The 13,875-nt window shown below is 39.4% G+C and carries 15 protein-coding genes; 6 read left to right on the top strand and 9 right to left on the bottom strand.

Annotated features, from left to right (window positions below; genetic code table 11):
- Window positions 1-71: 71 nt before the first annotated feature.
- The 3 genes from dnaG to rpsU form a co-directional block, all read right to left on the bottom strand.
- A complete protein-coding gene (dnaG, locus tag PTUN_RS14585; protein ID WP_009837709.1) occupies window positions 72-1,823 on the bottom strand; it encodes a DNA primase in 1,752 nt (583 codons plus the stop codon).
- Between the two features lie 123 nt (window positions 1,824-1,946).
- On the bottom strand, window positions 1,947-2,393 hold the full coding sequence (locus tag PTUN_RS14580) for a GatB/YqeY domain-containing protein (RefSeq protein ID WP_009837708.1): 447 nt from the start codon (window positions 2,391-2,393) through the stop codon (window positions 1,947-1,949).
- A gap of 22 nt (window positions 2,394-2,415) precedes the next feature.
- Window positions 2,416-2,631 carry a 30S ribosomal protein S21 gene (gene rpsU / locus PTUN_RS14575; protein ID WP_009837707.1) on the bottom strand — a complete coding sequence of 72 codons (216 nt, stop codon included), beginning with the start codon at window positions 2,629-2,631 and terminating at the stop codon, window positions 2,416-2,418.
- Between the two features lie 240 nt (window positions 2,632-2,871).
- Between rpsU and tsaD the strand changes: the two genes are divergently transcribed.
- Window positions 2,872-3,888: a tRNA (adenosine(37)-N6)-threonylcarbamoyltransferase complex transferase subunit TsaD gene (gene tsaD / locus PTUN_RS14570; RefSeq protein WP_009837706.1), complete on the top strand. Its 1,017-nt coding sequence runs from the start codon at window positions 2,872-2,874 to the stop codon at window positions 3,886-3,888.
- A gap of 31 nt (window positions 3,889-3,919) precedes the next feature.
- Here the strand turns inward: tsaD and plsY are convergent, their stop codons facing one another.
- Complete coding sequence (plsY, locus tag PTUN_RS14565; RefSeq protein WP_009837705.1) at window positions 3,920-4,510, bottom strand: glycerol-3-phosphate 1-O-acyltransferase PlsY; 591 nt, start codon at window positions 4,508-4,510, stop codon at window positions 3,920-3,922.
- A gap of 127 nt (window positions 4,511-4,637) precedes the next feature.
- On the opposite strand from plsY, the gene folB reads away from it, so the two are divergent.
- From folB to PTUN_RS14550, 3 genes are read left to right on the top strand one after another with little or no spacing between them, the layout of a single operon-like run.
- Window positions 4,638-4,994, top strand: coding sequence for a dihydroneopterin aldolase (gene folB / locus PTUN_RS14560; protein ID WP_009837704.1), 357 nt, complete (start codon window positions 4,638-4,640; stop codon window positions 4,992-4,994).
- Complete coding sequence (gene folK, locus PTUN_RS14555; protein ID WP_009837703.1) at window positions 4,995-5,483, top strand: 2-amino-4-hydroxy-6-hydroxymethyldihydropteridine diphosphokinase; 489 nt, start codon at window positions 4,995-4,997, stop codon at window positions 5,481-5,483.
- Window positions 5,480-6,292 (top strand): undecaprenyl-diphosphate phosphatase, encoded by an 813-nt coding sequence (locus PTUN_RS14550; protein ID WP_009837702.1) that lies wholly within the window; start codon window positions 5,480-5,482, stop codon window positions 6,290-6,292. The genes folK and PTUN_RS14550 overlap by 4 nt, the downstream gene beginning before the upstream one ends.
- A gap of 518 nt (window positions 6,293-6,810) precedes the next feature.
- Here PTUN_RS14550 and lepB read toward each other — a convergent pair.
- From lepB to PTUN_RS14535, 3 genes are all read right to left on the bottom strand, one after another.
- Window positions 6,811-7,518 carry a signal peptidase I gene (gene lepB / locus PTUN_RS14545; RefSeq protein ID WP_083781256.1) on the bottom strand — a complete coding sequence of 236 codons (708 nt, stop codon included), beginning with the start codon at window positions 7,516-7,518 and terminating at the stop codon, window positions 6,811-6,813.
- A gap of 109 nt (window positions 7,519-7,627) precedes the next feature.
- Window positions 7,628-8,257: an HlyD family secretion protein gene (locus PTUN_RS14540; protein WP_050760017.1), complete on the bottom strand. Its 630-nt coding sequence runs from the start codon at window positions 8,255-8,257 to the stop codon at window positions 7,628-7,630.
- Between the two features lie 232 nt (window positions 8,258-8,489).
- A complete protein-coding gene (locus PTUN_RS14535; RefSeq protein ID WP_009837699.1) occupies window positions 8,490-9,599 on the bottom strand; it encodes a tRNA nucleotidyltransferase in 1,110 nt (369 codons plus the stop codon).
- A gap of 132 nt (window positions 9,600-9,731) precedes the next feature.
- On the opposite strand from PTUN_RS14535, the gene PTUN_RS14530 reads away from it, so the two are divergent.
- A complete protein-coding gene (locus tag PTUN_RS14530; protein ID WP_009837698.1) occupies window positions 9,732-10,643 on the top strand; it encodes an ExeA family protein in 912 nt (303 codons plus the stop codon).
- 13 nt (window positions 10,644-10,656) lie between these two features.
- Window positions 10,657-11,466, top strand: a complete 810-nt coding sequence (locus PTUN_RS14525; protein ID WP_009837697.1) for a general secretion pathway protein GspB — start codon at window positions 10,657-10,659, stop codon at window positions 11,464-11,466.
- A 7-nt stretch (window positions 11,467-11,473) separates the two neighbouring features.
- Here the strand turns inward: PTUN_RS14525 and PTUN_RS14520 are convergent, their stop codons facing one another.
- Both PTUN_RS14520 and PTUN_RS14515 read right to left on the bottom strand, forming a co-directional pair.
- Window positions 11,474-12,658, bottom strand: a complete 1,185-nt coding sequence (locus PTUN_RS14520; RefSeq protein ID WP_009837696.1) for a DUF3391 domain-containing protein — start codon at window positions 12,656-12,658, stop codon at window positions 11,474-11,476.
- A 15-nt stretch (window positions 12,659-12,673) separates the two neighbouring features.
- Complete coding sequence (locus PTUN_RS14515; RefSeq protein WP_009837695.1) at window positions 12,674-13,873, bottom strand: HD-GYP domain-containing protein; 1,200 nt, start codon at window positions 13,871-13,873, stop codon at window positions 12,674-12,676.
- Window positions 13,874-13,875: the final 2 nt, after the last annotated feature.

Genomic DNA, 13,875 nt, shown 5'->3' with positions numbered 1-13,875 from the left:
ATGCGACGCGGTGAATAGAGCATTATAACACGAAGTATTTTTTCTGGCTAGCTCACTTGTCGCCGTTATCTTTACGAGCCCTTGAGGGCTTGGGTTAATAATGAATACTCGAGGCGTTCATCTTTATTCAATCCTTGGGTCTTGTCTTTTATTAATAGGGTCTCGAGGCGATGATTTAAACACTGATCTTCAATAAATTTAAATGTGTTTTTAAAATACTCTTCAAGTTGGCCTTCATCTATTTGATGTTGCCAGCCAGCGAGCATTGAAAGTGCTTTAAAATCAGATGATTCTCGGTAAAGCTCTAAAATTTGACCTGTATTAATTTGATTATGTTTCAGGCACAGTGCTTGAAGTTGTTTAAATAGAGCCAAACCCGGTAAATTAAGTTCAACAAGCTCAGGCGCGTAGGGAATACTGTTTGCTAACTGTGGATGTTGTAGCAACAAACCAATGGCAATCCGCATTGGGGTCATTTTAAATTTACTTTTAAGTGATTGCTGCTGACGCGGATTTTTTATTTTTTGGTTCAGCTGCTCTCGGGTGCGCCCAATCAAACGAGCTAGTTTTTCGAGTAAATTTTCTTGGTAAAAATCACTTGGTACTTTTTCAATCATCGGCAAGGCTAAACTCATTAACTTTGCTTTGCCTGCATCAGTTGTGATGTCCAGTTCAAGTGACAGTCGCTCAAACAACACTTTAGTAAAGTCTGATGCTTGCTCTAACCTTTGTTCAAACAGCGCTTTGCCTTCTTTTTGTACCAAAGAGTCAGGATCTTCACCATCGGGTAAAAAAACAAATAACAAAGCTTTGCCATTATTGAGGTACGGCAGGGCATTTTCAAGTGCTCGCCAAGCGGCATCTTTACCTGCTCTATCGCCATCGTAACAACAAATTACTTTGTCGGTTGCTCGAAAAAGAGTTTGCATATGCTCACTAGTGGTTGCTGTCCCAAGTGCTGCAACAGCATATTCAATGCCTTGCTCTGAAAGTGCAACGACATCCATATAGCCTTCAACGACCATAATTTGGGTGAGTTTTTTAAAGGCTTGTTTTGCTTCGTAAAGGCCGTAAAGCTCAAACCCTTTATGGAAAATACGCGTTTCTGGCGAGTTTAAATATTTTGGCCCGTTATCACCTTGTAATACTCGCCCACCAAACGCTATAACTCGACCCCGTTTATCACGGATGGGAAACATCAGCCGATCGCGGAAAAAATCAAATTGACGACCGGGTGTTTTTTCACTGGCAAGTTTTAAATCGGTTAGTTGTTGTTTTTGATCTTTGGTGCGAGCGAGTTGTTTACATAAGCCATCCCACTCTGTTGGAGCGTAACCGATCATGTATTTTTTAACTGTTTGGCCAGATAAACCACGGCCTTTTAAATAGCTGATCACATCAGCTGAGTTTTGATGATGCTTAAGTTGATGTTGGTAAAAATTGCTCGCTTGCAGCATTAAATCGTAATCGGAGCGTTTTTGTTCTGCGCTGACTTGCGGTGCACTTGATTGGCCTGCAGTTTGTTCTCTTGGCACTTCTAAATGCAAATTTGCAGCAAGTTCTTCAATGGCATCAACAAACTCTAACTTTTCATATTCCATGATAAACGAAATCGCATTTCCATGAGCGCCGCAGCCAAAGCAGTGATAAAACTGTTTATCTTGTGATACGGTAAATGAAGGGCTTTTTTCGTTATGGAAAGGGCAGCAGGCTTGATAATCTTTACCTGTTTTTTTTAAACCAATTTTGTTGTCTATTAGATCAATAATATCTGTTCGGGCTAATAAATCGTCGATAAAGCTGCGTGGAATTTTTCCGGCCATGTATGAAGTATCAGTCTAATAAAGTTGAAGGCAAGGATAACGGAAATCTGAATTAGGATCTAGCCGCTCTAAAACGAAGAAACCGAGCACAAGGCTCGGTTCAGTAACAGGTCGCTACTTTATTTAGGCATTTAATCGTTGCTTGATTAAGCCAGAGATTTTACCGATATCGGCTTTACCTTCGGCTTGGCTTTTGATTAAGCCCATTACTTTACCCATGTCTTGCATGTTAGTCGCACCGCAATCTGAAATTGCTTGGTCAATTAGCTGAAGAATTTCTTCCTCACTTAAAGGCTTTGGTAAAAAGCTTTCAAGTACACTGATTTCACTTGCTTCAGTTTGTGCCAAATCATCTCGACCCGCTTTTTCAAATTGGTCGATTGAATCGCGACGTTGCTTAACCAATTTTACTAAGACTGAAGTTATTGCAGCTTCATCTAAAGTAATTTGGCCATCAATCTCGCGTTGCTTGATTTCAGCTAATGCCATACGAATTGCACCAAGGCTCACTTTATCCTTAGCACGCATTGCATCTTTTTGTGCGTCTGTTAATTTTGTCAGAAGACTCATCTATACAAGACCTGGTAAGGTATTAGTAAAGTTTAACGCGACGTGCGTTTTCGCGAGAAAGCTTTTTCATGTGGCGTTTTACTGCCGCTGCTTTCTTACGTTTACGCTCTGCTGTAGGCTTTTCATAAAATTCGCGGCTACGAACGTCAGAAAGGATACCTGCTTTTTCACATGAACGCTTGAAACGACGTAAAGCCACGTCAAACGGTTCGTTTTCTCTTACTTTGATTACTGGCATTAAAAAATCACCTACTAACTAAAATGAGTTTGACTCATATGACCAAAAATTGGCCGTCTAGTACAAAAATGGTGCGGCATTGTAAAACGAAGCGCGACGCGATGTAAAGAATAATTATTACAAAGCTAGTAAAATTCTGACAAGTCAGTAAAATTGCCGGCTCAGTTTTACGGTTAATGGCGTAAGATATCATATAAATCTGGTTGCCACGATTAATTTGGCATATTTGGAGTGTAACAAATGCGTATTTTAGGTATTGAGTCGTCTTGTGATGAAACGGGAATTGCCATTTATGACGATGAAAAAGGCTTACTTGCACATCAATTATACAGTCAAGTTAAATTGCATGCTGATTATGGCGGTGTGGTGCCTGAATTAGCGTCGCGGGATCATGTTCGTAAAACTCTCCCGTTGATTACTGCCGCTTTAAAAGAAGCTAACTGTACACCAGAGGATTTAGATGGCATTGCTTATACGGCAGGTCCCGGCTTAGTGGGAGCTCTGCTGGTTGGCTCATCGATTGCACGAGCCCTGTCATTCGGTTGGAAAATTCCAGCTGTTGCAGTGCATCATATGGAAGGTCATCTATTGGCGCCAATGCTTGATGAACCTCGTCCTGAATTTCCATTTGTTGCTTTGCTTGTATCAGGTGGCCATACCTTATTAGTAAAAGTGGCCGGTATTGGTGAGTATCAAATATTGGGTGAATCGATAGATGATGCCGCAGGTGAAGCGTTTGATAAAACAGCTAAGTTACTTGGCCTCGATTATCCAGGTGGCCCACTATTGGCTAAATTAGCCGAACAAGGCACACCAAAACGGTTTATTTTTCCAAGACCAATGACAGATAGACCTGGGCTTGATTTTAGTTTTAGTGGTTTAAAAACGTTTGCGGCTAATACAATTCGCTCTGAAGGTGATGATTTACAAACTAAAGCCGATATTGCGCATGCATTTCAAACTGCAGTGATTGATACACTGGCCATCAAATGCAAGCGCGCCTTAAAAGAAACGGGTATTAAACGTTTGGTGATAGCCGGAGGCGTGAGCGCTAATTGTTATTTGCGTGAGCAGTTTGCCAAAATCATGCAAGGGATGCAGGGCGAGGTTTTTTATCCAAGAACTGAGTTTTGCACCGATAATGGTGCGATGATTGCGTATGCGGGTATGCAACGCTTAAAAGCTAAACAATATGCTGACTTAGATAGTAAAGTAAGGCCACGTTGGTCGATTGAAGAATTGCCACCACTTAAATAAGCCAAATAATAAATGAATTTAAAAAGCCAATTTATTGGCTTTTTTTCTGTCCTACTTTTGGTTCTGTACCTTTGATGAGCCTAACAATATTGGCGCTGTGACGAAATATGATGAGTAGCGCCAACATGCTTACAGGCAGCGTGTAAAGTGGTTTGATCAACCATGTATAAAGTGGTGCCAAGCCAACGGTAATAAGTGCAGCAAGAGATGAGTAACGTGTTAACCAGACAATCGCAATCCACGTTGCGATAAGTAATCCCGCAAGTGATAAGCCGATAGGGAGTAAGGTACCAAACGCTGTTGCGACCGCTTTACCGCCTTTAAAATGAAAAAAGATAGGATAAATGTGACCTAAACAGGCTGCTACACCAATTAAACCCAGCATTAGCGGGTCAATCTTTAAAAAGTAAGCGCCCCAAACCGGAATAGTCCCTTTTAAAATATCAAAACACAGCACCAAAATAGCGGGGATTTTACCGCCTAGGCGCAGAACATTTGTCGCACCTGGATTTTTTGAACCAAATTCACGCGGATCCGGGATACGAAAGACGCGACAAATCAATACCGCAGAAGATATTGAGCCAAACAAATAGGCAAAAATGAGCATTACACCTGTTAACACTGTGATCCTTATTTTTTAATCAGCAAAATTGGGCTATCATCTGCCGCTGATATTATTCTGGTAGAAGGGTACTGTTTTTTCATCCTTGTGGGTATCCGACCAGCCTTTAATTTAGAGCATTGTTACTATGGATAAAGTATTTATATCGCAATTGCAAGTAAACACTATTATTGGTGTTTATGATTTTGAAAAAGAAAGTAAACAAGATTTATTTTTTGATGTCGAAATGCTCACTGATATTCGAGCAGCTGCGCAGTCTGACAATATTAATGATGCGGTGGATTACGCTGTGGTGAGCGAGCGAATTATTGCCCATACCACCGCCAAACCTGTGGAGTTACTTGAAACTTTAGTTGAGCAACTAGCAAGCATTATTTTAACTGAATTTAATGTACAACAAGTAATGATTCGAGTGAGTAAACCTGCTGCGGTTGCTGCGGCAAAAACTGTGGGTGTTGAAATCACTCGTATTAGGCATGCATAAATGGCGCAGGTTTTTATTAGTCTCGGTTCAAATATCAATAAAGCGCATTATATTCAAGCTGCAAATACAGTACTTGCTTTGCATTTAACCGAACTAACTTTTTCTTCTGTTTTTGAAAGTGAAGCGGTTGGTTTTAGTGGTAAAAATTTTTATAACTCAGTAGTCGGTGGTAATACTACTTTGGAATTAAGGGAGTTTTGTCAATTACTGAAAAAGATTGAGCGCGAGCACGGCCGCAAAGATAACGATAAAAAATTTAGCCCTCGCACGCTCGATCTTGATTTACTTTTTTACGATGATTTGATTTGTGAAATACCAGCGCAAATTCCCCGAGATGAAATCACTAAAAACGCCTTTGTTTTATGGCCGTTAGTAGAAGTGGCACCTAATTTAATTCACCCCGTTTTGCAAAAAAGCATTGCTGACATCTGGCAAGCTTACGATAAAACACAACAAAAACTATGGAAAGTGGAGTTACCAGTAGTATGAGTATTATTGAAATTATTGTTTTAGCGCTGATTCAAGGATTAACCGAGTTTTTACCTATTTCGAGTTCGGCCCACTTGATTTTACCCTCACAAATTTTAGGGTGGCAAGACCAAGGCTTAGCCTTTGATGTTGCGGTGCATGTTGGTACGCTTGTAGCAGTAGTCATTTACTTTCGTAAAGAGGTGGCGGATATTTTAGCTGCGTGGTTTAAGTCGTTTGGTGCACAAGGTGAAACAGATGATAGCAAGTTAGGGTGGTGGATTATTATTGCAACGCTTCCCGCGCTTATAATCGGCTACTTTTTTAAAGACTTTGTTGAAAGCTACTCACGTAACGCTTGGATCATTGCCACCACAACCATAGTGTTTGGTTTGTTGCTTTGGTACGCCGATGCAAAAGGGAAGCAAGTAAAGTCGGTTTACCAGCTTAATTGGGTGAGTGCGCTGTTAATTGGTTTGTCACAAGTGGTGGCGATGGTGTTCCCTGGTACCTCTCGCTCAGGCATCACGATGACGGTTGGTTTATTACTCGGGTTAAATAAACAAAGTGCAGCGCGATTTTCATTCTTAATGTCTATCCCAGTGATTGCAGCGGCGGGTTCTTATTATATTTATAAGCTCTCAACGGGCGAGGAGCTTATTGATTGGAATGCGATTGTACTGGGCTCTGTGCTGTCCTTTGTCTCCGCTTATATTTGTATTTATTTCTTTTTGAAAGTGATCGAACGGATGGGGATGCTGCCATTTGTGATATACCGTTTAGCGCTGGGCGTTGCATTATTTGGCTTCCTCTATTTTACAGCCGCTTAAGCGTAAAATATTTTAAATATAAAGCTCAACCTTATATGGGGTTGAGCTTTTTTATTATCAGTTGAGCTAGATTTTTAGCTCAAGCAGGCTGTAATGCGAATAATCAAGCGTTCGTTAGTACTTTGACTAGATAATATTTCAATACTTTAATGGTAGTCCTGCTTTTTTGATATAACAGCCAATCTTGTATTGGCATCTTTTAGGGACATGATACTGTCATAATCATATATATCGACATTTTTGCGGTACGATTTAAGCTCACGAACTATTTTATCTGGAAACAAAAAATATCCTAAATACTTACACCTTCTTGTATGTAAAATCCAAAAACTTAAAGTGCCGATATAAATAAGCCATAAATTAATTGGTAATAGGTAAATGCTAAAATACTTTAAGCTTAAGATTGCAAGTAAAATTAAGACGATGCACTTGAGTCGTAAATAAAAACTATTCGAAGGTAAATAAAAATCGAAGTATGTAAACCTATCAATAAACGGCATTTTATTCATTTGCAGTCATTACTCAAAAATAACAGATAAACTGGTTTGTTCTTTAGAAATTGAATCATCTTGATTCAATTGAAACTTATAAAGAGAATGAGCAACAATATCTTTACGTTTTACAGGTCCATAGTGCCTAGAGTCGTGGCTATTGGTAAAATTATCACCAACAAAAAAATATTGATCCTCTTTAAGCCTATAAGTCGAGCCGTTACTGCAATCTTTATAGGTGTTTAATTCTTGTGCTTTCCAATTAGTTGTAATATTACGCGTAAAACCATTCACATATACAAGGTCACCGCAGACTTGCACCCTGTCATTTGGACCCGCAATCAGTCGTTTTCTATACAAGTCACCTTGTGCGTTTTTAAAACCATACATAGCGCCTTTATCAAGACTAAAATCAAAGTGTTTGGATATTATATAATCATTTGAAGAGATAGTAGGCCAGTTTGATTTGGTTTCGCTCTTGTCAAAAGAATAACCTGTGACGAGTGGTAAGTTTATTGAAAGTATAGATACGGTAATAATGCTAATGCTCACCGAAGAGAGTAAAGCGTTTCGTTTTTTTATCCGTATTAAATCTGTTATAAAAAAGATCACAAATAATATCGCAAAGCCATGAAAAATATACGGAAATGAATATAAATTAGATCCAAGTTCGAATAATCTAATGGAATACAAGTAGATTAATATTATTAAAACCTTACATAAAATGTTTTTCATTTTTTCAAATTTATTCCCGCGTTAAAGGTATAGCGCATAAGCGCTATACCTAAATTTAAAAGTTATTATCGGTAAACAGGCCTGGAACATGGCACTTCGACCAAGGAACTTAATCTGGTTGTTTTGCTTGCTTGGCTTCAAGCAATACCTGTTGTTGGTTTTCTTTTTCAAATTTCGAAATAACACCATTATTATGTAACTTTTCAGCATCTTTTTGTTGTGCCACTAACAGTGATAACGTTTCGTTCGCAAGCGTTAGCTGGTTTTCGAGTGCGACCTGTTCACTCTTTAACGCTATCGCTTTGCTTGCTAAGTTTTGGCTTTCTTTGATTTGAATGGTTTGATATTGCGTTATTTCTTCATCGAGCAATGTTAATTGTGAGGTTAACTGCTTTTGTAATTTGCTACTTAAGCTTAACCCATCGGCGTTATTTTGATGAATAATCAACGTTGCTAGGGCTTGGCCTTTTTCAACGACGTCGCCTTCGTTTACCAGCAGACTGTCGATAGTGCCGCCTTGAGTAGCAAAGCTTTTAATCATCCCTTTATTGGGCATTAAAAAGCCGCGCACGGTTTCTTTACGCGAATATTCAGCGGTAAATAAAAAAGTGATAATTGCAATAGCAACCGATACTAAAATTAACGCCGTTAGCTTAATAGATAAGGGTTGAGCTAAGGTTATTGGGCCGGTTAAACGCTCACTTTGATGTGATATAGCTTCCTTTCTAAATAACGACATTGCCATTCCTTGGCGTGGTTGTGGGGACGTTGTGGATGTTAATCCGCCAAAAGTAATCTCGTCAAGCCATTATTGTTATAAAAATTACATGAGGTAAGCTTTTACCTCCCTCAATATTTAGGTTAACTTATTGTATTTTATAGGTTAACTTTCTTGTGAGCTAATTGGTGTTTTTATGGTCGTTTACATAGTTGCCAAGCAAGTATCCAATCTGAGTTTTTAAGTTTAGCGCTTAACCTAAAGCGGCTGCAATGGCTGTTAAGCGGGCTTGGTCCATTGCGGGTTTAATGGCTGCACCAGTAATGCCTTGTTTGATAAACGTTTGTGCATTAATACTACTTGCTTGTTTAGCGGCACTTTCAAGGGTGAGTTGATGCTTACTTTTCTCTCCCAAATGACATTCAAATACCGCTAATAGTGCGGTTAGGCGCTCTGGGCGTCGCCATAAATCTAGTGCATTAAAACAAGCCAGCATTTCACTCGCACACAGTTGTGGCTGCATAAATAAAGGGTTAAAGCGAATGCTCAATTGCGCGAGTTCGACAAAACTATTGGGCAGTTTTAAATCTAGTTTGAGTTTAGCCAAGTCAGGCTGATTAAACAGGAGTGCAACTTGGCAAAATAAAATTTCGGGCGTTGCTAATTGATGGTGTTTGGCGTAATCATGTTGCTGTTGTAAATCACAGGCCGTTTGTGTGCTCCACACTTGCGCTAAGCTTGGGCACAGCTCTCTGAGTGCATTGACCTGTTGCAGCACGCTTAAGAATGTCGCAAAGGCGCCATCGTTTAATGACTTTTCCCACTCAATCCAGACTCGCTCAGCTGTTAAGGTTTTTAGCTCACCTTGGGTTACCATATTTTGCATTAAAGTGATGGTTTCTGGTGCTACGGTAAAACCTAAATAATTATAACGGGCGGCAAAGCGGGCAACTCGTAAGATACGCAGCGGATCTTCTGCAAATGCACCGCTAACATGACGTAAAATACGATTGTTTAAATCATCTTGCCCATTATAGGGATCAATCAGTTGACCATCAGGTGCTTGTGCGATGGCATTAACAGTTAAATCGCGGCGAATTAAATCCTCTTCAAGAGTGACATTGGGATTAAAATCACAAATAAAACCTGTGTAGCCTTGGCCTTGTTTTCGTTCGGTACGGGCTAAGGCATATTCTTCTTTGGTTTTTGGGTGTAAAAAAACCGGAAAGTCTTTGCCTACTTGAGTATATCCCTGAGATAACATTTGTTCTGCGGTCGCGCCGACAACAACAAAATCGCGTTCTAATACAGGGCGGCCTAATAATGTATCTCTGACTGCGCCGCCAACTAAATATATTTGCATGATGAGTTTCACTTATTGCACACAAAGTCAGTTTATCATAGCAAGGTCGCGCTGTAATTTTGACTCGTGATTTTACTCGGTGTTTATTTGTGCCATTATAAGGGCGAATTTTGTGATACAGGAACAGTTTAAGTGTATTTAAGCTATTTTGGATTAAGCGAAAAGCCGTTTTCAATAGCGCCCAATCCTGAGTATTTGTTTTTAAGCGAGCGCCATAAAGAGGCGCTGGCTCATTTAACATTTGGCCTTGGCGATGCAGGGGGATTTGTATTATTAACGGGAGAAGTTGGCACCGGAAAAACAACGGTGACACGCTGCATGCTGGAGCAATTATCAGATTCAACACAAGTTGCGTTTATTTTAAACCCAGCGCTGAATGAACTCGAACTACTAGCCAGTATTTGTGATGAACTTAAAATTCGCTATAAAAAATCTGAAACGAGTTTGAAAGACCTGACTGATAAAATTAAAAGTCGTTTACTCAAAAACCATCAAGCTGGTGGTCATACGTTACTTATTATTGATGAAGCGCAGCATCTATCGGCGGCAGTACTTGAGCAGTTACGATTGTTAACGAATTTAGAAACGAATACCAAAAAATTGCTGCAAATAATTTTGGTGGGCCAACCAGAATTACAACAGCTATTAAAACGCAATGACTTACGGCAATTGGCACAGCGCATTACTGCGCGTTATCATTTGCTGCCATTAAATGAGTCGCAAGTGTTTGCTTATATTCAGCATCGTATTTTTAAAGCGGGTGGCCAAACTCAGTTATTTGAAATGGGTTCAATTAAGTTAATCCATCAATTAACCGCTGGGATCCCAAGATTAATCAATTTGTTATGTGATCGTGCTCTGATGGGAGCCTATTCCAATCAGTATCCGTTAGTGACAAAAGCTGTTGTTAAAAAGGCAGCGGCAGAAGTATTGCCCGATCAGGTGACAGAGCAAAAGGTTTCAAGCAATGGAGCTAAATGGGTGTGGTGGTTTGCTGGTGTTGCAATGCTTTTGAGTGGTTTTGCATTATCGTATGTTTTTTAATTAAAAGGTTGTTATGTCGTATTTATTAGATGCATTAAAGCAAGAAAATCAACAAAGTGGTGCGGCATCGGCCAACGTTGGCATGGCTGCACAATTACATTACTCAGAGCAGCAGTCGCTAAAGTTTTATCGGCGCCTTGTTTTGGTATTGGCACTTGTTTTGGCTTTAATCGTGGGGTTTTTGAGCGGAAAGTGGTATCAGAGTTATCAATACGAGCAAGGTGCACTAAAGCTGGCACAAGATACGGATAATTTGCCGCCTGCACAGGTTGAAGCTAGCCCTGTAAATCCGGTCATTGCTGCACCGGCCATTGAAGCTAAAACGATTGTGGAAAAAAACGATGCTGAGCCAAAATTAACAAACACGCTTGAAACTCAAAATGATTCAAGCGCCGCTGATGAAATTGATTACAGCCAATATAAGGTAGTGGGTAAGCCATTAGATTTAACCGCTCAAAAAGCGCAAGATGCTGCACTTAATGCTGTCCCTGATGAATTAAAAGCGGCATTTGCCAAAGCGGTCGCGCAAACTGAAAAACTCACCGAGTATGAAGTGACTCAAGGCAGTCAGTCGTCTTCGCTAGTGCAACCTATTGAGTTATTGCCAGATGTCATTGCTAAACAAATCCCACCGATGAGTTATCAAGCGCATATTTACGCAACTGACGCTAAAAAACGTTGGATTAAGCTCAATAATCGCTCTTTATATGAAGGTGATACGTTATCGGGAATGACGGTATTAGAAATAGCTCCAGAGCAAACGGTGATGAGTATGGATGGCTATAAATTTAGTTTAAGTGCATTACAAGATTGGCGAAAATAATTCAGCCTTAGAGTGATGATAAATGTGACGTTAAATCAAGGCCAAATTGTGAGGCCAATACATTCGCTTCTATTTTATCATCACTGAGTTCAGCTGAGAGAATGACCTCATGAATATTGATATAAAGCTTTGATTTAACATTATAAAAGCAATGGATTAACGGTGTCGATGTATTGTTATCTTTAAAGCCTTTGATATACCCCAGTTTTCCTGACTCAAGTTGTACCAAAAATCCAGCTGGGTACATTCCAAGTTGTTTTATAACTCGTTTTATAAGCGTATTGTTAAACTGCAGCGGTGACTTTTTAATTAGATACTGATAACAAGCCTTACTTGAGATACTTTTTTCGCCTTCAAATCCTGAAGATAGACTATCAAAGGTATCGCAAATCATAAATAGTTCTAGCATAGGGTGTAAATGTTGAGCCAGCTCGATGGCTGACTTTGGTTCGTTTTGTAGGTTTACCAGCTGATATTGACACAATAAGACCGTATCCTCTGGCGCACCTCCGCTATTTGATAAGATTTGCAGTGTTGATTGGCAATACTTATGACGTTGTATTTTTAAGTAACTATTTAGTAGGTGGTCTTGTTTTTGTAATTGACCAGCGAGTTTGTATTTTCCTAAGTCATGCAAAAGGGCGCATAGGATTAAACTAATAATGTTTTCTTGTTTTTTTGTCACTAAGTGATGAGTTGCAGCTAATAAAATAGCCACGCGCATACTATGGCCTATGATGCTATCGGGTATTGTTTTAATTTTAGTTATGCATAATAGACAGGACGGATTACGTTTAGTTGATTCTAAAATGGCATGAATGAGTAATTCGAGTTGCCAAATATTGATTGGTTGAAACGAGATCACCCTTTGTTCAATATCCTGCATTGCTTTTTCTAGTTGGTTATAAGTTTGCAATGCTTGATCAAATTCATTGGCAAAACTAAGTTGTTTAGTTTTAATCGGAGGTTGTTCAATTTTGGCTGGGGCAGCGGCCACTTTATTACTTTGCATTTCTTTAGATTGATCAATAATAACCTCAATCACCCCTTTTTTTTTCAAATCATCAATCGACTTCTGATTTCGTACCCAACCTGTTTGTACAACCCGCACATCACCAAGCTGCTTGCTGACTCTTTCAACATAGCAGCCAACTGTTAGCTTAGTAATAGAAACACGTTGCAATTGATTCATAACCTACCGTAAAAGTTAATGTAAAATCGAATTTCTGAAAAACTTCATTAAATCAATACCAAAATCCTCAGGTTTAATCGCGGATTCTAACTCATCTTCAACATACTTATCTGCTAAATTAAGATCTTTTACCTCGGTATGATGTTGATGTTTCGCGTTATAAAAAACCTTAACCCAAGGTTGTAACGGATTTTGAAAATTACTGCGAGTGACTATGCCTAACTTTTGGCTTTTTAGTTTAACTAAAGTGCCTATAGGGTAAATGCCGATGCATTTAATAAATTGATTTACCAGCTCAGTGTCAAAACTGGCAGGGCTGTCATCTTTAATAATTTTAAAGGCTTGAATAGGGTTCATGCCATCTTTATAAACACGCTTGGCGGTGAGGGCATCGTAGACATCAACAATCGCAATCATTCGCACATGCTGTGGGATTTGATCTGCGCTCAATGCAAAAGGGTAGCCTTTACCGTCAAGGCGTTCATGGTGATAAGCTGCAATATCGACCGCAAGTCCAGAAAGTCCTGCTTCTTCTAAAATTTCTTTACTATATAAAGCATGATTTTTCATTAGGTTAAATTCATCTTCGGTAAATTTACCCGGCTTATTTAAGACCTCATCTTGAATTTTTATTTTGCCAATGTCATGCAGTAGAGCGCCTGTGGCTAATTGATGGATCACTTCTGGTTCAAGATGAAGGTGTTTGGCAAAAATGGTCATTAAGACCGAAACATTGATTGAATGCTCTAACAAATAAGCATCTTTTTCGCGAATACGCGTCATGCAGGCAAGGGCGTCTTGGTTGCGAAAAATAGAATCGATAAAGCCTTGTGCTACGTCTTCAAAGGGGCCAATTTCAATTTTACGATTCGCTTTTATACTTTCAAAAGCGAGGTGTTGTAAGGACTTTGCTTCGGTATACAATTTTTCGGCTTTGTTTATTTCATCATTAAATTCAGCTGTGATAGCTGTCGGGTCATAAAGGGAAGGCGCCGCATTTTTTTTACTCGTATCTTTTATTTTTTTCTCGGGTTTAGCTAAGGCTTTTTCAGTATCGATTTCAACCTCTAAAATACCGGCCTTTATAAGCTTTTCAATGGCAGCTTTAGTGCGTACTAACCCTTGATTTTTAATTTTGAAGGTGCCTTGCTGCTTAGTTACACCGTTGACGTACATTCCCGGGGCAAGTTCAGATACTGCTATTTTTTTAAGCATTG

The sequence above is a fragment of the Pseudoalteromonas tunicata genome (genome assembly GCF_002310815.1).
Taxonomy (GTDB): Bacteria; Pseudomonadota; Gammaproteobacteria; order Enterobacterales; family Alteromonadaceae; genus Pseudoalteromonas; species Pseudoalteromonas tunicata.
Note: the sequence above shows the minus strand (reverse complement) of the source record. Positions and strands in the feature narration are given on the sequence as shown.

Bases quoted from the DNA above. Each gene is read 5' to 3' on its own strand.
- PTUN_RS14525 (WP_009837697.1), top strand. From the start codon at position 10,657: ATGTCGTATTTATTAGATGCATTAAAGCAAGAAAATCAACAAAGTGGT.
- tsaD (WP_009837706.1), top strand. From the start codon at position 2,872: ATGCGTATTTTAGGTATTGAGTCGTCTTGTGATGAAACGGGAATTGCC.
- PTUN_RS14515 (WP_009837695.1), bottom strand. From the start codon at position 13,873: ATGCTTAAAAAAATAGCAGTATCTGAACTTGCCCCGGGAATGTACGTC.
- folB (WP_009837704.1), top strand. From the start codon at position 4,638: ATGGATAAAGTATTTATATCGCAATTGCAAGTAAACACTATTATTGGT.
- PTUN_RS14535 (WP_009837699.1), bottom strand. From the start codon at position 9,599: ATGCAAATATATTTAGTTGGCGGCGCAGTCAGAGATACATTATTAGGC.
- PTUN_RS14550 (WP_009837702.1), top strand. From the start codon at position 5,480: ATGAGTATTATTGAAATTATTGTTTTAGCGCTGATTCAAGGATTAACC.
- PTUN_RS14540 (WP_050760017.1), bottom strand. From the start codon at position 8,257: ATGTCGTTATTTAGAAAGGAAGCTATATCACATCAAAGTGAGCGTTTA.
- rpsU (WP_009837707.1), bottom strand. From the start codon at position 2,631: ATGCCAGTAATCAAAGTAAGAGAAAACGAACCGTTTGACGTGGCTTTA.
- dnaG (WP_009837709.1), bottom strand. From the start codon at position 1,823: ATGGCCGGAAAAATTCCACGCAGCTTTATCGACGATTTATTAGCCCGA.
- lepB (WP_083781256.1), bottom strand. From the start codon at position 7,518: ATGAAAAACATTTTATGTAAGGTTTTAATAATATTAATCTACTTGTAT.
- PTUN_RS14520 (WP_009837696.1), bottom strand. From the start codon at position 12,658: ATGAATCAATTGCAACGTGTTTCTATTACTAAGCTAACAGTTGGCTGC.
- folK (WP_009837703.1), top strand. From the start codon at position 4,995: ATGGCGCAGGTTTTTATTAGTCTCGGTTCAAATATCAATAAAGCGCAT.
- PTUN_RS14580 (WP_009837708.1), bottom strand. From the start codon at position 2,393: ATGAGTCTTCTGACAAAATTAACAGACGCACAAAAAGATGCAATGCGT.